18 protein-coding genes and 1 pseudogene are annotated in these 19,592 nt (G+C 70.9%); 12 read left to right on the top strand and 7 right to left on the bottom strand.

Annotated features, from left to right (window positions below; translation table 11 throughout):
• Positions 1–83: 83 nt before the first annotated feature.
• The gene (locus ACIBP6_RS00895) at positions 84–2,156 is read right to left on the bottom strand and encodes a putative bifunctional diguanylate cyclase/phosphodiesterase (RefSeq protein ID WP_397047478.1); all 2,073 of its coding nucleotides are present in this window, start codon (positions 2,154–2,156) and stop codon (positions 84–86) included.
• 626 nt (positions 2,157–2,782) lie between these two features.
• On the opposite strand from ACIBP6_RS00895, the gene ACIBP6_RS00890 reads away from it, so the two are divergent.
• From ACIBP6_RS00890 to ACIBP6_RS00865, 6 genes and pseudogenes are all read left to right on the top strand, one after another.
• Positions 2,783–3,004: an SDR family NAD(P)-dependent oxidoreductase gene (locus tag ACIBP6_RS00890; RefSeq protein ID WP_397047476.1), complete on the top strand. Its 222-nt coding sequence runs from the start codon at positions 2,783–2,785 to the stop codon at positions 3,002–3,004.
• Positions 3,005–3,175: 171 nt separating this feature from the next.
• The gene (locus ACIBP6_RS00885; protein WP_397047474.1) at positions 3,176–3,328 is read left to right on the top strand and encodes a hypothetical protein; all 153 of its coding nucleotides are present in this window, start codon (positions 3,176–3,178) and stop codon (positions 3,326–3,328) included.
• Positions 3,277–3,762 (top strand): TetR family transcriptional regulator, encoded by a 486-nt coding sequence (locus ACIBP6_RS00880; protein ID WP_397047472.1) that lies wholly within the window; start codon positions 3,277–3,279, stop codon positions 3,760–3,762. Before ACIBP6_RS00885 ends, ACIBP6_RS00880 begins: the two co-directional genes overlap by 52 nt.
• 151 nt (positions 3,763–3,913) lie before the next feature.
• Positions 3,914–4,564 (top strand): annotated as a pseudogene (locus ACIBP6_RS00875) (PAS domain-containing protein); the annotation flags it as partial.
• Positions 4,565–4,639: 75 nt separating this feature from the next.
• Complete coding sequence (locus ACIBP6_RS00870; protein ID WP_397049252.1) at positions 4,640–5,881, top strand: PP2C family protein-serine/threonine phosphatase; 1,242 nt, start codon at positions 4,640–4,642, stop codon at positions 5,879–5,881.
• 502 nt (positions 5,882–6,383) lie between these two features.
• A complete protein-coding gene (locus ACIBP6_RS00865) occupies positions 6,384–6,827 on the top strand; it encodes a GNAT family N-acetyltransferase (protein WP_397047470.1) in 444 nt (147 codons plus the stop codon).
• A 471-nt stretch (positions 6,828–7,298) separates the two neighbouring features.
• Here ACIBP6_RS00865 and ligA read toward each other — a convergent pair whose 3' ends face one another.
• Together ligA and ACIBP6_RS00855 are read right to left on the bottom strand one after the other, a co-directional pair.
• Positions 7,299–9,488, bottom strand: a complete 2,190-nt coding sequence (ligA, locus tag ACIBP6_RS00860) for an NAD-dependent DNA ligase LigA (RefSeq protein ID WP_397047468.1) — start codon at positions 9,486–9,488, stop codon at positions 7,299–7,301.
• Positions 9,489–9,554: 66 nt separating this feature from the next.
• Positions 9,555–10,544 carry a methionine synthase gene (locus ACIBP6_RS00855; protein WP_397047466.1) on the bottom strand — a complete coding sequence of 330 codons (990 nt, stop codon included), beginning with the start codon at positions 10,542–10,544 and terminating at the stop codon, positions 9,555–9,557.
• Between the two features lie 23 nt (positions 10,545–10,567).
• On the opposite strand from ACIBP6_RS00855, the gene ACIBP6_RS00850 reads away from it, so the two are divergent.
• The gene (locus tag ACIBP6_RS00850; protein ID WP_397047464.1) at positions 10,568–11,200 is read left to right on the top strand and encodes an MBL fold metallo-hydrolase; all 633 of its coding nucleotides are present in this window, start codon (positions 10,568–10,570) and stop codon (positions 11,198–11,200) included.
• Here ACIBP6_RS00850 and mnmA read toward each other — a convergent pair.
• The gene (gene mnmA / locus ACIBP6_RS00845; RefSeq protein WP_397047462.1) at positions 11,193–12,251 is read right to left on the bottom strand and encodes a tRNA 2-thiouridine(34) synthase MnmA; all 1,059 of its coding nucleotides are present in this window, start codon (positions 12,249–12,251) and stop codon (positions 11,193–11,195) included. The genes ACIBP6_RS00850 and mnmA overlap by 8 nt on opposite strands.
• Positions 12,252–12,317: 66 nt before the next feature.
• Between mnmA and ACIBP6_RS00840 the strand changes: the two genes are divergently transcribed.
• Positions 12,318–13,367, top strand: coding sequence for a DUF695 domain-containing protein (locus ACIBP6_RS00840; RefSeq protein WP_397047461.1), 1,050 nt, complete (start codon positions 12,318–12,320; stop codon positions 13,365–13,367).
• A 225-nt stretch (positions 13,368–13,592) separates the two neighbouring features.
• Here ACIBP6_RS00840 and ACIBP6_RS00835 read toward each other — a convergent pair whose 3' ends face one another.
• Positions 13,593–14,756, bottom strand: a complete 1,164-nt coding sequence (locus ACIBP6_RS00835; protein WP_397047459.1) for a cysteine desulfurase family protein — start codon at positions 14,754–14,756, stop codon at positions 13,593–13,595.
• A 54-nt stretch (positions 14,757–14,810) separates the two neighbouring features.
• Here ACIBP6_RS00835 and ACIBP6_RS00830 point away from each other — a divergent pair, with 54 nt between their 5' ends.
• The 4 genes from ACIBP6_RS00830 to ACIBP6_RS00815 all read left to right on the top strand — a co-directional run bounded on the left by ACIBP6_RS00830 (position 14,811) and on the right by ACIBP6_RS00815 (position 17,470).
• Positions 14,811–15,323 (top strand): TetR/AcrR family transcriptional regulator, encoded by a 513-nt coding sequence (locus ACIBP6_RS00830; protein ID WP_397047457.1) that lies wholly within the window; start codon positions 14,811–14,813, stop codon positions 15,321–15,323.
• A gap of 183 nt (positions 15,324–15,506) precedes the next feature.
• Positions 15,507–16,694, top strand: coding sequence for an MFS transporter (locus tag ACIBP6_RS00825; protein WP_132615782.1), 1,188 nt, complete (start codon positions 15,507–15,509; stop codon positions 16,692–16,694).
• Positions 16,695–16,710: 16 nt separating this feature from the next.
• Entirely contained in the window at positions 16,711–17,208 is a 498-nt protein-coding gene (locus ACIBP6_RS00820; RefSeq protein ID WP_397047455.1) for an HIT family protein, read from the top strand.
• Between the two features lie 109 nt (positions 17,209–17,317).
• Entirely contained in the window at positions 17,318–17,470 is a 153-nt protein-coding gene (locus ACIBP6_RS00815; RefSeq protein ID WP_397047453.1) for a hypothetical protein, read from the top strand.
• Between the two features lie 137 nt (positions 17,471–17,607).
• On the opposite strand, the gene ACIBP6_RS00810 is transcribed toward ACIBP6_RS00815, so the two are convergent.
• Together ACIBP6_RS00810 and ACIBP6_RS00805 are read right to left on the bottom strand one after the other, a co-directional pair.
• On the bottom strand, positions 17,608–18,561 hold the full coding sequence (locus tag ACIBP6_RS00810) for an electron transfer flavoprotein subunit alpha/FixB family protein (protein WP_397047451.1): 954 nt from the start codon (positions 18,559–18,561) through the stop codon (positions 17,608–17,610).
• A gap of 20 nt (positions 18,562–18,581) precedes the next feature.
• Positions 18,582–19,361, bottom strand: coding sequence for an electron transfer flavoprotein subunit beta/FixA family protein (locus ACIBP6_RS00805; RefSeq protein WP_132615776.1), 780 nt, complete (start codon positions 19,359–19,361; stop codon positions 18,582–18,584).
• Positions 19,362–19,592: the final 231 nt, after the last annotated feature.

The raw sequence follows: 19,592 nt of genomic DNA, 5'->3' as shown, positions 1-19,592 counted from the left end.
TTAACCCGTTTCGTGGATGGAGTCTTTGGACACTGCCATCCTAGGGGCCTTGACGGATTAGCCCCGAACCATTAACTCCAGCATCAGGCGGAACGGCTGACCTCGGGCCGATAGCCGTAGCCGGCCCCGGGCCCGGCGGCGGGCCGCTCACGCAGCCAGGCCGTGACGTCGGAGGCCGGCATCGGCTCGCCGAAGAGCCAGCCCTGCCCGACGTCGCAGCCCATCTCCGCCAGCTGTACGGCCACCTCGTCGGACTCCACGCCCTCGGCCACCGACCGCAGCCCGAGCGAGCGGACCAGGTCGACGATGGAGCGCACGATGCGGCAGTCGTCCTGGGACTCGGCGATCCGGCGGACGAACGAGGCGTCGATCTTGACCTCCGACACCGCCAGCCGCTGCAGCCGGATCAGCGACGAGTAGCCGGTGCCGAAGTCGTCGAGCGCCAGCGGCACGCCCAGCGTGGCCAGCGCCTTGATCGTCTCCTGGGTGTAGGCCTGCTCGCCGGTCAGGATGCGTTCGGTGACCTCGAGCTGGATGGCCGTCGGCGGCAGCCCGTAGCGGGCCAGGCCCGCCTCCAGCCGCTGCGGCAGGGCCGCGCCGAGCAGGTCGCGCGCCGAGATGTTGATCGAGATCTGCAGCCGCGTCCCGTTGTGCCACCAGCGGGCGGCCTGCTCCAGCGCCTCCTCGATCACGTACGCCGTGAGCTGCCGCATCAGGTAGGACTGCTCGGCCAGCGGCACGAAGTCGGACGGCGCGATCGGCCCGTGCACCGGGTGGCGCCAGCGCAGCAGCGCCTCGACGCCCGGCACTTCGCCGGTGGCGAGGACGACCTTGGGCTGGTAGTGCAGGCGCAGCTCATGGTTGTCGATGGCGCGGCGCAGGTCGCCGAGGAGGGTGAGGCGTTCGGGAGAGTTGCGGTCCTTGTGCGGCTGGTAGAGCTCGACACCGGTACGCCCCTCCTTGGCCAGGTACATCGCCACGTCGGCCCGCTGCAGCAACAGCTCGAAGTCGGGCGCGTGATCGGGATACAGGGCGATCCCGACGGAGGCGTCCATGTCGAACGTCATGCCTTCAAGGCGCACCGGCTCGGTGAGCGCGGCCCGCAGCCGGGCGGCCACCTCCCTGGCCGCGTGGGCGTCCCTGATGGACGGCAGCAGCACCGCGAACTCGTCGCCGCCGAGCCGCGCCACGACGTCGCCCGGGCGTACCGAATGGGTGAGGCGGTGGGCGACCATCTGCAGCAGCCGGTCACCCACCGGGTGGCCCATCGTGTCGTTGACCTCTTTGAACCGGTCGAGGTCGAGCAGGAACAACCCCACCCGCTCGTCCTGGCGCACCTCGGCCAGCGCCTCTTCGGTGCTGACGACGAGCATCTTGCGGTTGGGCAGGCCGGTCAGCTCGTCGTGCAGGGCCTGGTGGTCGCGGCGCATGGACAGCGTGGCGGTGAAGTAGACGGCGGCCAGCGGCGCGACGAACAGCGGCACGAGCCCCGGCGAGTGGTTCATCACCACGACGACCAGGGGCGCCAGGCCGAGCAGCCCGGCGTACACCAGGCTCTGCGGACCCACGGTGGCCTTGAGCACGCGCACGATCGAGCGCCGCTCGTGCAGCGCCACCGCGCCGCAGACGAGGGCCGCCCTGGTGGCGAAGTAGGCGATGCCGGCCAGCGCGATCGCCGGCAGGTCGCCGCCGTCCGGCACCCAGGGCACGGCCGGGCTCGGATGGATCCCGAACGTCCCCAGGACGACGGCGGCGGCGGTGAGCGCGATGGTGGACTGCGCGATGTTGAACATGACCCGATGCCATGATTTCCGCGTGACCACGCCGTTCAGGGCGACGGCGATGGCCTGCATGAGCACCGCGACGGGCAGCCCGAAGTGCAGCAGCACCGCGAAGGTGAACATGGTGGACGGGTACGTGCCGCCCACGGCGGTCGACGAGGACACCATGACGGGCCTGAGCTCGCCCAGGATCACCAGCACCATGAGCACCCAGAACAGCGGCGTGCGAGCCAGCCCGACCAGGTCGGTCAGGTCCAGCCGCACCATGGCCACCACCAGGGCGGTGCAGCCGATCACGGTGATCCCGGCGAGGTACGCCCACAACGGCGTGCCGACGCGGGGACCGGTGTCGCGGGTGTCGGTTGGGTCAGTCATCGGTAACAGAACCCCCATCAGGTCACTATGGGAGAGTACGACCTTCACCCCACTTCGCGAAACCGAGCGCGTACGTTCCGTCACTTCTCCTTTCCGACATATACCCAAAAAGCACACTGTGTAGCAACACGTACACACTATGCCGCGATAAATCACACCGATTCGGGCGCCGCGCCGACGGGCAAGGCCGTCAGAAGCAGTCGAAGCGAGAACTCCTGGAGGCCGCGCAGGCACCCGAAAGAAGTCCGCCAGGACCTGACGATCAAGCAGATCCCCGACCTGGTCGTCGCCCGCCGCAACGCCGCCCATCGAGCCGACCTTCCAGACCGCCTCGACGCCCTGCGCCCCCGGCCGCTACCGCCGCCCGGCAGCCCTGCCCCTGACGCCCGGCTGGGACGGCGTGCCTTCACCCAAGCCACCATGGCCGCCGGGCACACGGCCGGTCCGCTCCGCGGAGGACCTGCGGGCCTCGAACCCGGGCACGCCCACGGCCGCATCCTGGACGTGACGGGCGACGACGCCGTCTCAAGTGTGGCCGCGGGGGTGGAGCAGATCGTCGGCCCTTTGGATGTCGCAACGCCGGTTACGGCCTGGAGGGCACTTTCGAGGAAACCCCGCCGGCCGAGGTGCGGCGGCAGTTCGAGGTCAACGTCTTCGGGACAGTCGCCACCCCGCAGGCAGCGCTGCCCCCTGTGCGCCCGCGCCGCCTCGGACATCCGATGGCCGTCACCTCCATGGGCGGGCTCATGGCCGTACCTGGCATGTCCGCCCACTGCGGCAGCAAGTTCGCCCTGGACGGCATCCTCGCGGCACTGGGCAAGGCGGTCGCACGTTCGAGATCCACGTGACGGCGATCGAGCCAGGTTCCTTCGTACCGACTGGGCCGGACCGTCCATGACACCCGCCGCGCGGACCATCGACGGCTACGACGAGCTGTTCACCCCCGTTCGTGAAGCGCGGCAGAAGGCGAACGGAAGCAACCGGGCAAGCCGGCCAAGGCCGGGGACGCCGTCGTGCACATGGCGTCGGTCGATCGGCCGCCGGCTCATCTCGTCCTGGGCTCGGACGCGCTGCGACTGATCACCGCCGCGCGCATGGTTGTGGACGAGGACATCCGCGCATGGGAGGCGCTCTCCCGTACGACCGACTTCGCGGAGGGGGCTCAGCTCTGATGCGCGACCGCCCTCCCGCGCGAAGCCGACGTACCACCGAACGCAAGAGTGTCCGGCAGCGGGCCATTCTGGACACCTCCGAGGGTCTGCCGGCGCAAAAGGGTTACGACGTCATGACCGTCGGCGACGTCGCCCAGGGTGCCGGCATCACACGCGGCGCCCTGTACTTCTCCTTCTGGAAGTGGCCACGGCGCTCGTGGCCCGGACCGTTGCGCCTGTGGGAGCGGTCCCGGGCGACTGCGGAGGCCGACGATCCGCGCCAGGCCATCGCAGCAGCCCTACCGCGCCTCGCAAGAGTTCCGCGAGAAGTTGCGTCAGGAATCTTCGGCCTGCGAACACAAGGGCTGATCAGCGCCGGTCTGACCGGCGCTCGGATTGAGCAGATCTCCGCCCTGGGGGACCGACGGAAATTCTTGCGTTTCCGAGCCACATAGCCCTATAAATCACGACAAAGCTTGGTCAAATCTTAAAGAACTGCAGGTAGGCGCAGCTACCCTGAAAAATTCTGGCAACGAACTCGTCCCCACCAGAGATCGGTGATGGCATGGAAGCAGCCGGCAGCGTCGTGGAGGGGCGACCTCAACGGTCGCCGTCGTCGATGGCGCCGGCACGGTGATCGGCTGGACCCAGGCCGCCGAGGAGCTCACCGGCTACCCCGCCGCCGACATGCTCGGCCGCCCCATCGGTACGCTCCTCCCGCTCGACGGCCACGACCGCGACGGCGAACGCGGACATCTGCCCCGTACGGGATTGATGGAGGTGCGGCGGCGGGACGGCGAGGTGGTCATCGTGCGCGTCGAGGCTGCTTCGCTCACTTTCGGTGACGACGCCGGGAGCCGGCAGGGATCCTGGCTGGTGTCGGCGATCCCGGCCGCCACCGAGCTGTCCACCGGCACCGGCGCCCTGCTGGGGTCGCTCATCAGCGGCTTCCCCGTTGCCATGGCCATCTGGGACAGGAACCTGCGCTGCGTCTGGATGAACGAGGCGGCCGAGCAGCTCAGCGACGGCTATCCGTACTACCGGGTCGGCCGCTCCCTGACCGAGGTCATCGAGGGGATCGACACGGAAGCAGTGCAGGACGCGATGCGCAAGGTGCTGGCCGACGGCCGGCCCGTGATCGACCGCGAGGCCCGCTGGTTCCACCGGAGTCACGAGCGCGCGATGTCCATCTCGCTGTTTCCTTTGGAGGGCGCGGACGGCCGGCCGCTGGGCGTGCGCTCGGTGGCCCTGGATTTCAGCAACAGCAAGGCGCGGGATCGCCTCAAGCTGCTGCGCAAGGCCAGCGTCCGGCTCGGCAGCACGCTGGACGTCATGAAAACCGCCCAGGAGCTGGCCGAGCTGGCCATTCCGGTCCTCGCCGACTACGTGACCGTCGACCTGCCGGAAGCGATGCTGCCCGGCGAAGAGCCGCTGCAGCGGTCGGCCACGACGGAGGCCGGCATTCCCGTTTTCCGGCGGGCCGGCGTGGCCTCGGTGCACGACGGGGCGCCCGAGTCGCCCTGGGAGCGCAAGGAAACCGTGTTCGTGCCGCCGGGATCACCGTTCATGGAGGTGCTGCACTCGCGCAGGCCGCACTTCGAGCCCGTGCTGGACACCTCGCCCGGCACCTGGCTGGACCTGGACCCCGACCGGGCGCGGACCGTCCACGCCACCGGCATGCACTCGCTGATCGTCATTCCGCTGCAGGCGCGCGGCGACGTGCTCGGCGTCGCGGTGTTCGGGCGCACCACCAACCCGGCGCCGTTCACCAGGGACGACCTGCTGCTGGCCGAGGAGCTGGTCACGCGGGCCGCGCTGAGCCTGGACAACGCCCGCCAGTACACGCGCGAGCGGCTGACCGCGCTCGCGCTGCAGCGCGACCTGCTGCCGCACGAGCTGTGCGGCACCGGCACCGTCGAGGTGGCCTCGCGTTACCTGCCCTCCGCCACGCACGAGGGGGTGGGAGGCGACTGGTACGACGCCATCCACCTGCCCGGCGCCCGCATCGCCCTGGTCGTCGGCGACGTGACCGGGCACGGCATCAACGCCGCGGCCACCATGGGCAGACTGCGCACCGCCGTGCGCACCCTGGCGTACCTGGACCTGCCTCCAGACGAGCTGCTCACCCACCTCGACCACCTGATCGCGAGGGACGCCCGCGGCTTCGAGGCCACGGGCGCCACCTGCCTGTACGTGGTCTATGACCCGCAGACCGGCCGCTGCACCATGGCCACGGCCGGGCATCCACCGCCCGCGATCGTGACCCCGTCCGGCGACGTGACGTTCCCGTCGCTGTCCGCCGGCACGCCGATCGGCGTGGGGCTGGGCACCTTCCAGTCGCACGAGCTGTACCTGCCGGCCGGAACCCTGCTGGCCCTCTACACCGACGGCCTGATCGAGACGCGGCAAGCCGACCTCGACACGGGCATGGCCAGGCTCGGCGACGCTCTCGCCCGTGAGGCGCCGCAGTCGGTGACGCTCGAGCACCTGTGCACGGCCGTGATCGGCTCCATCGTGGGCGACACGCCCGCCGAGGACGACATCGCCCTGCTCATGGCCCGCATCCACGCCTGACCCCGGCGTGGAGAGTCACGTCCTAGGGTGACGTGGTCCGCGATGTCGATGTGGTCGATGACTGGCGATGGGGGCGCAGTAGTCGAGCAGGCGCCCGCGTCCGTTGAGCGCTCGGGTGACCTTGAACAGCGACCTGGTGTTGAGCTCGATCACCTCGATGTGGATGCTCCGCGGTCCCCGCCAGTGCATGAACCGGCAAGAAGACGCGACCACCCGTAACGGATGACCTCCCACGACGATCAGCAGCTTGCACCAGGCCGAGCATGCCCGGACACGATCACACCAGCCCCGTGAACTGCCGCGACTTCAGGGTGGAATCCGGCCAATGCCGGTCGGCCGAAGTGGTCTTCGGGTATCGCTGATAGGTGGCCGTGTCCCGACCGTTCACTTCTCTCTACATTGTGGTCGCAGCCGCTTGCTCCGCCCACCGGTCCAGCCCGTCGCGTCCAGCCGAGGGCGGCCGTCCTGTGCCTGACCGCCTCGTACCACCAAGGGGAATCTCATGATCGATATCGGCACGCTTCTCCCCAGCGAGCGGGACGCGTGGGAAAGCTTGTTCCGCGCGTACATCCACTTCTACGGGCGGGTCGAGCCGGACGAGATGTACGAGCGGGCGTGGCTCGAGTTCCAGGCGGACACCCGGCTGCACGCCTTCGGGGCGAGACTGGACGGGCGACTCGTCGGTATCACGCACTTTTTCACCCACGGGAACACGTCCGCACCCGACACCGACGTCTGCTACCTGCAGGATCTCTTCACCGCGTCGGACGTTCGCGGCAAGGGGGTGGGGCGGGCGCTGATCCAGGCCGTCGCGGACTGGGCTCGGGACAGGGGCTGCTCCCGCGTGTACTGGAACACGCATGAGTCGAACAGCACAGCCCGGCTTCTGTACGACAAAGTCGCTGAGAATCGCGGCTTCATCCGGTATCAGATCGAACTGGCGTAGACGTCCAGCGAGAGGGACGGCGGCGGGTGCCGTCAGGTTCCTGTTGGAGGGTGTACGTCGGATGCGCGGTGGGCAGGCTCGGCGAGCATCTGGGTGACGACCTGCTCGGCCACGCTCACCCGGTCGAGTTCGCGTCAGACGTCGGCCAGATGTCGGCCAGACGTCGGCCAGGTGCTCGGTCAGGTGCTGTGCCTGCCGTCCAGGTGGCGCCGTCGTACGGCGAGTACCAGGAGCCGGCGACGGCCGCGCCCGTTGAGCTCGTCACGACCGCCGTCGCGCATGAGCACCGTCCCGCGGGTGTTACAGGTGGTCTTGCACGGTGCTGCAGTGCGGGAACAGGGTCCGATCGCAGGTGTCGGCGTTCTCCACGCAAGAACCGAAACCGCCGGTGCGGCGGCCGGCCTGAATGACCGCCGAGGGCCGCCTGTGAGGGTCGCCGAGGAGTCGCCCGGCTGCGCGCGAGGGCGGGTGTCAGGATTCGGGCGGGACGACCTTCTCCGAGGCCGCTTCCGGGCCCTCCTTGAGCAGGACCTCGAACCCCTCCCCGTCGAGGATCGGCACCCCGAGGCTTACCGCCTTGTCGTATTTCGACCCGGCGTTCTCCCCCGCGATCAGGAACGACGTCTTCTTCGACACCGAGGAGGCCACCTTGCCGCCCTGGCTCGTGAGCGCCTCGGCCGCCGAGTCGCGGGTGTAGCCCTCCAGCGTGCCCGTCACCACGAACGTCAGCCCTTCGAGGGTCTGCGGCCCCTTCTCCGGAGCCGGCTCGTCCTCCATGCGGACCCCGGCCGCCCGCCAGCGTTCGACGATCTCGCGGTGCCAGTCGACCTCGAACCACTCGCGGATCGTGGCCGCCACCCGGGGCCCGATGCCCTCGACGGCGGCCAGCTCCTCCTCGGAGGCGTTCATGATCGCGTCGATCGAGCGCATCTCGGCCGCCAGGGCGCGGGCCGTGGGCGGGCCGATGTGGCGGATCGACAGGGCCACCAGCACCTGGGCGAGCGAGGCCTGCTTGGCCTTCTCCAGCTCGTCCATCAGCACCAGGGCGTTCTGGCTGGGCTCGCCGTCGAGGTTGCGGAACAGGGAGACGACCTTCTCCTCACCCGTCTTCGGATCGATCTTGGGCAGACCGGTGTCGGGGTCGCGGACCACCGACCTGATCGGCATGATCTGCTCCAGCGTCAGGTCGAACAGGTCGGCCTCGGTGCGCACCACCGGCTGCTGCGGCGGCAGCGGCTGGGTGAGCGCGCTGGCCGCGACGTAGCCGAGCCCGTCGATGTTGAGCGCGCGCCGGCTCGCCGCGAAGAAGATGCGCTCGCGGATCTGCGCCGGGCAGCCACGCGCGTTGGGGCAGCGCAGGTCGGCGTCGCCCTCCTTCTCGTACGCCAGCTCCGTGCCGCACTCCGGGCAGTGGGTCGGCATGACGAACTCCCGCTCGGACCCGTCGCGCAGCGCCGCCACCGGCCCGACGACCTCGGGGATGACGTCGCCCGCCTTGCGCAGCACCACGGTGTCGCCGATGAGCACGCCCTTCTTCTGGACGATGGCGGCGTTGTGCAGCGTGGCCCGCTCGACGGTCGAGCCCGACACCACGACCGGCTCCATCACCGCGAACGGCGTCACCCGCCCCGTGCGCCCGACGCCGACCTGGATGTCGAGCAGCTTGGTGTTGACCTCTTCCGGCGGGTATTTGAAGGCGATCGCCCACCGGGGCGCCCGCGAGGTCGAGCCCAGCTCCCGCTGCGTGCGGAAGTCGTCGACCTTCACCACGACCCCGTCGATCTCGTAAGGGGGGTCGTGCCGGTGGGCGCGGTAGTGCTCGATGAACTCGTTGACCTCCTTGATGCCCGGCACCACCCGGTAGAGGTCGCTGACCGGCAGCCCGAACTCGCGCAGCCGCTCGTAGCAGTCGGACTGCGCCCGCGGCTCGCTCGCGCCCTCCCAGATGCCGATGCCGTGCACCAGCATGCGCAGCGGGCGCTGCGCGGTGATGCGCGGGTCTTTCTGCCGCAGCGTGCCGGCCGCGGAGTTACGCGGGTTGGCGAACGGCGCCTTGCCCTGCTCCACCAGCTGCTCGTTGAGCTTGACGAAGTCGTCGACCGGGATGTAGACCTCGCCGCGGACCTCGACCAGGCTGGGCACGTCGTCGCCCGTGAGCCGGTGGGGCACGCCCTTGATCGTGCGGACGTTGGCCGTCACGTCGTCGCCGAGGCGGCCGTCGCCGCGGGTCGCGCCGCGCTCCAGCTTGCCGTCGCGGTAGACCAGCGCCACGGCCAGCCCGTCGATCTTGAGCTCGCACAGGTAGGGGCCGGGGTCGCCCTCGGCCAGCCGCTCCACCCGTGCCTGCCAGCCCGCCATGTCGTCGGCGTCGAAGGCGTTGTCGAGGCTCTCCATCCGGTTGAGATGCTCGACCTTGGCGAAGTCGCCCGACACGGGGGCGCCCACCTTCTGGGTGGGCGAGTCGGGCGTCTGGAGCGTCGGATGGGCCTCCTCCAGGGCGAGCAGCTCACGGAACCACTCGTCGAACCGGGCGTCGCTGACCGTGGGCTGGTCGAGCACGTAATAGCGCCAGCGGGCCTCCTCGACCAGCTCGCTCAGCTCGGCATGCCGCTTGAGCGCGGCGACCGGCACGCCTTCGACCTCGGAGCCTGGCTCACTCACCGCGGGGCCTCCCTTCGTCCGACACCCTCAGCAAACGCTACCGCCGACCACCGACAAGAACACGCCTCATCCGCCCTGTGACCAGGCCGGATCTTCCCGCAGCACGCGCGCGGCCTTCCGGCAGGCCGTCAGCGCCGCCTTCGCGTACGCCGGCGAGGCCCCCGCCAGCCCGCACGCGGGGGTCAGCACGACCTGCTCGGCCAGCCGGTCCGGCGCGAACCCCAGCCGCCGCCACAGCTCCACGGCCGGCCTCGCGACCGCGCCCGCGTCGCCCAGCCGGGTGTCACGCCCAGGCACGACGCCCAGGAACAGCACCATCCCCGCCTCGAAGAGCTCCCCGAGCGCGTCGTCCGCGCGGCGGCGCAGCAGGGACGCGTCCACCGACACACCGCGCACCCCCGCACGGCGCAGCAGGTCGAACGGCACGGACGGCGCGCAGCAGTGCACCATGGGCTGCTCGAACAGCCGCAGCGCCTCCTCCACCCGCCACTCCTCCACGGCCGCGAGCCGCCCGAACCCGGACGCCGTCGGCACCGTGCCCGCCAGCACCCCCGGCAGCCCCGGCTCGTCGAGCTGCACCACGACCTCCGTCACCCCGGGCACCCGCCGCCGCACCTCGGCGCAGTGGTCGGCGAGCCCCTGCGCCAGCGAGGCCGTCAGATCGCGTACGGCCCCGGCGTCGGACAGCGCCTTGTCGCCGTGCCTGAGCTCCAGCGAGGCGGCCAGTGTCCACGGCCCGCAGACCTGCAGCTTGATCGGCCCCGCGTAGTCGTGCGCGATCTCCTCCAGCCCGTCGAGGTCGCGCCGCAGATGGTCGACGGCCCTGTGGTGGTCGCGGCCTGGACGGTCGGTCAGCCGCCATCCCGACGGCTGCACCTCGACCGCCAGGTCGACGAGCAGCCCCGCCGTCCGACCGACCATGTCGGCCCCGACGCCCCTGGCGGGGAGCTCGGGGAGGTACGGCAGCCCGGGCACCTCCCCGAACACGACCCTGATCGCCTCAAGATGATCCTCGCCCGGATGCGAACCGACCCCGGTGGCTTCCCACGTAGACATGGCACCAGCGTAGGGTCAGAACAATGAGGCTCACGAAATTCGATCATGCGTGCGTCCGCGTGGAGAAGGACGGCAAGGTCCTCGTCATCGACCCGGGCACGTTCACGGACGCCCCGGTGCTCGACGGCGCCGACGCGGTGCTCATCACCCACGAGCACGCCGACCACGTCGACGTCGCCAAGCTGAAGGCCGCCTCGCCCGACCTGGAGATCTGGACGTGCGAGGGCGTCGCCGCGGGGCTCACGGAAGTGCCGGGGAAGGTCCAGGTCGTACGCCACGGCGACGGCTTCGAGACGGCCGGTTTCCGGGTGAAGGTGTTCGGTGAGTGGCACGCTCGCAACCACCCCGACCTGGACGTCGTCCAGAACGTCGGCTTCCTGCTCGACGACGAGGTCTTCTATCCGGGCGACGCCCTGACGGTCCCCGGCGTGGAGGTGCCCACCCTGCTGGTGCCGACCGGCGCGCCCTGGCTGAAGCTCATGGAGATGGTCGAATACCTCAGGACCGTCCGCCCGGCGCGGGCGTTCTCCACCCACGACGGGCTCTACAACGAGATCGGCCTGGGCCTGGTCGACAGGTGGCTGGAAGCGGAGGGCGAGCGGCTGGGCGGCGACATCCGCCGCATCCCCGTCGGCGAGTCGGTGACGCTCAGCTAGCCGAGACGATGGTGGCCGAGCCGATGACGGTGGCGCCGGAGTAGAGCACCGCGGCCTGGCCGGCCGCGACCCCCGTCGCCGGGCGGTCGAGCTCGATCGTGAGCTCCCCGCCGCTCTCCTGGAACCGGCACGGGTAGACCTCGCCGTGCGCCCGCAGCTGCACGGTGAGGTCGCCGCGCCGCGACGGCCCGTTCCACACCGGACGGCCGCAGGTGATCGTGGTGACCTCCAGCGCCGAACGCGGGCCGACCGTCACCGTGTTGGACACCGGCTCGATCGACAGCACGTAGCGCGGCCTGCCGTCGGCCGCGGGCCGGTCGATGCGCAGACCCTTGCGCTGCCCCACCGTGAACCCGTGGGCGCCCTGGTGGCTGCCCACGACCTCGCCCTCCTGGTCGACGATGGGCCCCTCGGCCGAGCCGAGGCGCTTGGACAGGAAGCCGCGGGTGTCGCCGTCGGCGATGAAGCAGATGTCGTGGCTGTCAGGCTTGTCGGCCACGGTCAGGCCGCGCCTGGCGGCCTCCTCGCGCACCTCGACCTTGGTGGAGTCGCCCAGCGGGAAGATCGCGTGGCTCAGCTGCTCGCGGGTGAGCACGCCCAGGACGTACGACTGGTCCTTGCCCTGGTCGACGCTCCTGGACAACACTCCGTCGACCAGCCGGGCGTGGTGGCCGGTGGCGACCGCGTCGAAGCCCAGGGCGAGCGCCCGGTCGAGCACCGCGGCGAACTTGATCTTCTCGTTGCAGCGCAGGCACGGGTTGGGCGTGCGGCCCGCGGCGTACTCGGCCACGAAGTCCTCGACCACGTCGCGCTGGAAGCGCTCCGCCATGTCCCAGATGTAGAACGGGATGCCGATCACGTCGGCGGCACGGCGGGCGTCACGGGAGTCTTCGATCGTGCAGCAGCCCCTGGCTCCCGTGCGGTGGGATTGGGGGTTGGCGGACAGGGCGAGGTGGACACCAGTGACGTCGTGACCGGCCTCGGCGATCCGAGCGGCGGCCACGGCGGAATCGACGCCGCCCGACATGGCGGCAAGCACACGCAGTCCCATGACGCTTCCAGCGTACTGGCCGCCCGGGAGTGCGCGACCATGGCGGGGGTCTGGAAGTATGCGTCCATGCGACTGTTCGGGCGCAAGGACGCAGACGAGGGGGCGGGGCGCTCCCAGGAGGCCATCGCGGGGTTCTGGGCGTGGTGGCAGGAGACCAGACCGCGGCTCGACGCGCTGGTGGCGGCCGGCGACAGGAGCGGCCTCGACGAGCTGCTCGGGCCCGCGGTGGCGGCGATCCACCCCGGCCTGGTGTGGGAGGTGGCGCCCGGCGGCGAGGCCGCCCACGCCCTGGTGGTGACCGCTGCGGGCGACGCCGAGCTGCGGCCGCCGGCCCACCGCTGGGCCAAGGCGGCGCCGCCGTCCGACCTGCTGTGGGAGTTCCATCCGTCGCGGCGGGCCAACCCGCGGGCGAGCGAGCTCACGATCGAGGCGGGCGGTTACGAGCTGGCGCTCGGCAAGTTCGCGCTGGGTCTGCGGGTGCCGCCCAACCAGCCTCGGGTCGACGTGACGGCGTACCACCCGATGTTCGGCGAGCTCGACGCCGACACCCGCATGGAGGCCACCCTGCTGGCCCTGGACCACCTGCTGGGCGAGGACGACGTGGCCAGGTGGGTGGGTGAGATCGCGCCCGCGACGTTCGAGCCGATCGACGCCGTGGCCGCCGTCCACCTGCCGGTCGTGGTCGCCGACGTCGCCTCGGGCTACTCCGGCGAGGAGTGGCTGCGGCTGGAGGGCCGTTCCGGTCGCGGGGCGGCGCTGGTGGCGCAGGCCCGTCACCCGCTGCGGCCGGTCGACCGCCCGCTGCTCGACCAGCACATCGCCGTCACCGTCCCCTACAAGCACCGCGACGGCGACGGCCTGCCCGCGGGCGCCTCACTCGAGGCGCTGCGCGACGTCGAGGAGCGCCTGTCGGCCCTCCTCGACCCACGCGACGACGCCGTCCTGGCGGTGCACCTGAGCACGGAGAGCCGGCGCCTCTTCCACGTGTACGCCGACTCCACGGGCGACGCGGCCTCCCACGTCAAAAGCCTGTTCACCGCCTGGCCCGAGGGCAGGGCCCGCGTCGAGGTCGCCCTCGACCCGGCCTGGACCGCAGTCGCCCCCTTCCTCAGCTAACCGAGGAAGCCGCCCTCCCGCCCACGAGGAAGCTGCCCTCACCCGCCCGCGAGGAAGCTGCCGTCGCCTGCCCGGCGAGGAAGCTGCCGTCGCCTGCCCGGCGAGGGAGCTGCCGTCGCCTGGAGGAGCGGAGGGAGCGCAGCGACCGGAGCGGGGGAAGGCGGCGGCATTCGAGGCGACCGAGCCGCCTCACGAAGTGAGGCCATCAACACCAGCGGCGGCCGGTCAGCTCAGCCCCGCGCGGCGGGCGCGTTCGACGGCGGTGGGGAGGACTTCGATGAGGCGGTCGACGTCGGCGCCCGTCGAGGTGTGGCCCAGCGAGAACCGCAAAGAGCCTCGGGCCGCCGCCGCGTCGGCGCCCATGGCCAGCAGCACGTGGGACGGCTGCGACACCCCCGCCGAGCAGGCAGAGCCCGTCGAGCACTCCACGCCCTTGGCGTCGAGCAGCATGAGCAGCGCGTCGCCCTCGCAGCCGGGGAAGGAGAAGTGGGCGTTGCCGGGCAGGCGCCCGGCGGGGTCTCCGTTGAGCACGACGTCGGGCACGGCGTCGCGTACCCGCTTGATGAGGTCGTCGCGCAGCGCGGCCAGGCGGCGGGCGACGGCCTCCTGGTCGCGGACGGCGGCGGTGACGGCGGCGGCGAGCCCCGCGATGGCGGGGGCGTCGAGCGTGCCGGAGCGCACGTCGCGCTCCTGACCGCCGCCGTGCAGCACGGAGACCGGCGTCATGCCCCTGGCCAGCAGCAGCGCGCCGGCGCCCATCGGGCCGCCGAGCTTGTGGCCGGTGAGGGTGAGCGCGTCGGCCCCCGACCCGGCGAACGACACGGGCAGCTGCCCCACCGCCTGCACCGCGTCGGTGTGGAACGGGATGCCGTGGTCGTGGGCGATCGCGGCCAGCACTTGGACGGGCTGGACCGTGCCGACCTCGTTGTTGGCCCACATGACGCTGACCAGGGCCACGTCGTCGGGGTCGCGCTCGATGGCGTTGCGCAGCGTGTCGGGGTGGACGCGGCCGTGCTCGTCGACCTCCAGCAGCTCCACCTGGGCGCCCTGGCTGTCGCCCAGCCAGTGGGCGGGGTCGAGCACGGCGTGGTGCTCGACGGAGCTGATCAGCACGCGCCGCCGCGGCCGGCGCGCCCAGTAGAGGCCCTTGATCGCCAGGTTGTCGGCTTCGGTGCCGCCCGAGGTGAAGACGACCTCGCTGGGCCGGGCGCCGAGCGCGTCGGCGATGGTCTCGCGGGACTCCTCGACGACCCGGCGCGCCTGACGGCCCGTGGCGTGCAGCGAGGAAGCATTTCCGGGGCGTTTGAGTTGCTCCGTCATGGCCTCGATCGCCTCGGGCAGCATGGGTGTGGTAGCCGCATGATCAAGATAGGCCGACGGTCTGGTCACCCGTCCAGCGTATCCCGTTTGCGACTGTACCGTCCGGACGGTACAGTACAGGGCATGCGAAGGGACGAGCTTTTGGACGCGGCGGAGCAGATCCTCTGCGACCAGGGCTCGGCCGCGCTGACCCTGTCCGCGGTGGCCGACCGCGCCGGCGTGAGCAAGGGTGGCCTGCTCTACCACTACGGCTCCAAGGAAGCCCTGATCAAGGGCATGGTGGAGCGGTTGATCGACGACTTCGACGAGCTGACGGCCGCCCAGCCCGGTGAGACCTACACCGAGCGCTATCTTGACGCCACGCTGGCCTCCGTGAGGTCCGGCCGGCAGCGCCGATGGGCCGTCGTGACCAGCGCCTCGGGCAGCATCGACCTGCTCGCGCCGCTGCGCGACGCGATGACCCGCTGGCACCGCGAGGGCCTGGCGGAGGAGCCCGACCCGGTGGCCGCCCAGATCGTACGGCTGGCCTGCGAGGGCCTGTGGGACGTGGCGAGCCACGACCCGGAGCTCAACACCGAGGCGGACCTCCAGTCCCTGGAGCTCCGACTGAAAGCCCTGCTCCGCCCGTCCGCCTGAAAGCCCTGCTCCGTCCCTCGGCCTGATTTCCTCGGCGCCCTCACGCGCCACTCACCCGCCTGAACACCGCGGTCGTCCGACCGCGGGTACACGCCGCGCCCCGGGGTGCGGCGTGCGGCATGCCAGGCATGCCTGTTTTGTCACAAAAAAGCACGAAGAAGTACGACTCTAGTGAGGTGTCTGATGACCAGCGAGCTGAGGAGTGCCCGTTACGGGGCGGTCCTCACCTTCGTCCTAGCCGGCCTGATGGTGGGCACGATGACCGTGCGCATCCCTGCCCTGACCGACAAACTCGGCCTGACCGAGGCCACCGTCGGCACCATCCTGCTGGTGTGGGGCCTGGGCGCCCTGGTCACCATGCAATCCATGCGCCGCGTCATGGCCCGCGTGGGCAGCCGCGCGGTCCTGCGGGCGGGCGGTCCCCTGACGGCGCTCGGCCTCATCGGTGTGGCCTTCGCCCCGAACCTGCCGCTGCTGCTGGTGGCCGTGGCGTTCTTCGGCATGGCCTTCGGCATGGTCGACGTCGCCATGAACGCCCAGGGCTCCGCCGTCGAGCAGGCGTACGGACGTCCCCTGATGAACGGCATGCACGCCGGCTGGTGCGTGGGCGCCATCTCGGCGGGCGCGCTCGGCAGCCTGGCGATCGCCGCGGGCCTGCCGTTCACCGCGAACGTGGCGCTGGTCGGGCTGGTGTCGCTCCCGGTCATGGCGTTGCTCGGGCGTACGTACCTGCCGGAGTCCCCCGCCTCCGCGACGGACACGGGCGGACGGCGGCGCATGCCGCCGATCGTCTACCTGCTCGGCGCGATCATGTTCTTCGCCTTCATGGTGGAGGGCACGGTCGCCGACTGGAACGGCCTCTACCTGCGCGACGAGCTCGGCGCACCCGAGGCGGTGGCGGCGCTCGGCTACCCGGTGTTCGAGGTCGGCATGCTGGTCGCCCGGCTGACCGGCGACCGGCTGCGGGCGAGGTTCGGGGTGCGCGGCATGCTGACCGTCTCCGGCCTGGCCACGGCGGGGTTCTTCAGCACCGTGCTGCTGGCGCCGGCGGCGCTGGTGGCGGTGGCGGCGATGTTCTTCGTAGGCCTCGGCGTGGCGACGATCTCGCCGCTGACGTTGTCGCTGGCGGGCACCGCGACCGACGCCCCAGGGCCGGCGATCGCCCAGGCAGGCGCCATGGGGTACGCGGGGCTGCTGCTCGGCCCGGTCGTGATCGGCTACCTGTCGCACGCGACCTCGCTGCACACGGCGCTCGGCATCGCGGTCGTCCTCGGCCTGCTGATCGCCGGCGCCTCCCGCCTGCTGCCCGGCCACGAGCCGTCCCAGGTCACGCCTCTGCCGGTACGCGAGCCCGCCGAGGCCGCCGCCTGACCGCCACAATCGAGGCATGTCCCTCGAAAGGAACGTCCCCTTCGACATCCGGGCGTACGAGGCGCGGGTGCGGTCGTCCTCCTGCTTCATCTGCGCCATCGTGGCCGGCGACCCGGCCTACGACCTGGAGCAGATCGTCTACGAGGACGACCGTCACCTGGCCTTCCTCAACCGCTACCCCACCCTGCCCGGCTACCTGCTGGTGAGCCCGAAACGGCACGTCGAGCACGTCGTACGCGACCTGTCCGAGGACGACTACCTCGCGCTCATGCGGGTGGTCAGGAGGGTCGCGCTGGCCGTGGAGTCGGTGGTGCCGTCGGAACGCACGTACCTGCTGTCGCTCGGCAGCCGGCAGGGCAACGCCCACCTGCACTGGCACGTGGCCCCGCTGCCACCGGGCACGCCGTACGAGCGGCAGCAGTACCACGCGCTCATGTCGGAGAACGGCCTGATGCCCTGGACCCGCGAGCAGGCCGAAGACCTGGCCGGCCGCGTCCGGCGGGCGCTGGCGTGAGCCTGCCGACGGGCGCGCGCCGTGCCAGTCGAATCCGGCCCTTCACCCCATGGACCGGGCGTCCGCCGTCTGCCCACGATGGATCCCCCACATCTCGAGGAGGTGGCCTGTGGCGATCAGGCTCCGGCTCAGCGCCAAGGCGAAGACGGTCTATGTCGAACACGGCGTGTGGTTCGACGACGGCACGAAGAGCATCCACGTCACGATTCCCGGCGCCGAGGGCGCGCACTGGTCGTACTCGCGTTCCGGCGACCCGAAGTGATACGCGATCTACAAGGCGATCCTGCAGAGTCAAGAACGGTGGCCTGACGGCCAGGAGTGACGGCCCGGGGACGATGGGAGAGGGAAGAAGCGGCGCCGCATCGCGCGACGCCGCTTTCCGCTGGGGGTCTGGAAGCGCTACTTGCGCTTCTTGACCTCCTCGGTGAGCTGGGGGACGACCTGGTGGAGGTCGCCCACCACGCCGTAGTCGGCCAGCTCGAAGATGGGCGCCTCGGGGTCCTTGTTGATGGCCACGATGGTCTTCGCGGTCTGCATGCCCGCCCGGTGCTGGATGGCCCCGGAGATGCCGGCCGCGATGTACAGCTGCGGCGAGACCGTCTTACCGGTCTGCCCGACCTGGAACTGGTGCGGGTACCAGCCGGCGTCCGTGGCGGCGCGGGAGGCGCCCACGGCGGCGCCGAGCGAGTCGGCCAGCTCCTCGATGACCGAGAAGTTCTCCGCCGAGCCGACCCCGCGGCCGCCCGAGACGACGATCGCGGCCTCGGTCAGCTCCGGCCGGGCGCCCTTCTCCTGCTTGACCCGCTCGACCACGCGGGCGGCCTTGGCGGCGTCGGACAGGGTGACCGAGACCTCCTCCTCGGCCCCCGCGCCCGCGGCGGCCTCAGGGGCGGTCGAGTTGGGGCGTACGGCGATGATCGGCGTGCCCCTGCGCACCCGCGCGTGCACGTTGATGCCGCCCCCGAAGATCGACTGGTCGGCCACGAAGCCGTCGCCCAGGCCGACGGCGTCGGTGATGACGCCCGAGTCGGTCTTGACGGCCAGGCGGCCGGCGACCTCCTTGCCCTCCGCCGTGGCGGCCACCAGCACGGCGGCCGGCGACTTGGCGGCGACGAGCTGGGCGAGCAGCTCGGCCTTGGGCGCGACGACGTGGTCGACGATGTCGTCACCGGCGGCGACGTAGATCTTCTCCGCGCCGTACTCGGCCAGGCGGGCCTTGGCCTCGGCGGTGATGCCCGGACCGGCCCAGACGGCGGCGGGAGTGCCGAGGGAGCGGGCCAGGGTCAGCAGCTCGAGCGTGACCTTCTTGACCTCGCCTTCGACCTGCTCGACGAGAACGAGAATCTCCGACATTTCTCTCAAAACCCCCGTTCTCAGATGAACTTCTTGGACGCCAGGAAGTCGGCGGCGCTCACGCCACCGTCGCCCTCGTCCTTGACGATCGTGCCGGCGGCGCGCGGCGGCGCGGCGGCGAAGTCCACCACCTCGGACCAGGCGGCGCCGAGGCCGACCTGGGCGGCGTCGATGGAGGCGTCGCCGATGGCCAGCGTCTCGACCGGCTTCTTCTTGGCCGCCATGATGCCCTTGAACGACGGGTAACGCGGCTCGTTGATCTTCTCGACCACGGAGACGACGGCCGGCAGCGTGGCCTCGACCCGGTCGAACCCGTAGTCGGTGATGCGCTGGATCTTGATCGAGGAGCCCTCGACGTCGACCTTGTTGGCCAGCGTGAGCTGCGCCGTGCCGAGGCGCTCGGCGAGCATCGCGGCCAGCACGCCGGTGCGCGCGTCGGTGGACTCCGAGCCGAGGATGACCAGGTCGAACCCGATCTTCTTGAGCACCTGGGCCATCGCGTACGAGGTGGACAGCGCGTCGGAGCCGTGGAGCGCGTCGTCACTGAGGTGGACGGCCTTGTCGGCGCCCATGGCCAGCGCCTTGCGGATGGTCTCGGTGGCCTTGGCCGGACCCATGGTGAGGACGGTCACCTCACCGCCGTGGGCCTCCTTGAGCTTCAGTGCCTCTTCGACCGCGTACTCGTCAAGCTCGTTGACCACGCCGTCGGCGGCGTCGCGGTCGAGCGTGTTGTCATCGGACCGCAGCTTGCGCTCGGTAGCCGTGTCGGGGACCTGCTTCACGCAGACGACGATGTTCATGGCCGGTGGCCGACCTCCCGTAGTTCGCGTGCGCCACCGCGGCTGCGGTCGGCGCCGAATGCATCTGTCAAGACTGCCAGGTGCCCCACCGGGCATCCGACAGAGGGTCTGCCGTCGTTGTCGCGGTTATGTTACCCACCGGTAGCTTACGCGCAAACCGGCGCCCCGGGCGGCCGGCCACACATCAGCTACCGTCTCCCACCATACCGAACTTTATTCGGTACGCATCGA

The sequence above is a fragment of the Nonomuraea terrae genome, assembly GCF_044465245.1.
Taxonomy (GTDB): Bacteria; Actinomycetota; Actinomycetes; order Streptosporangiales; family Streptosporangiaceae; genus Nonomuraea; species Nonomuraea terrae.
Note: the sequence above shows the minus strand (reverse complement) of the source record. Positions and strands in the feature narration are given on the sequence as shown.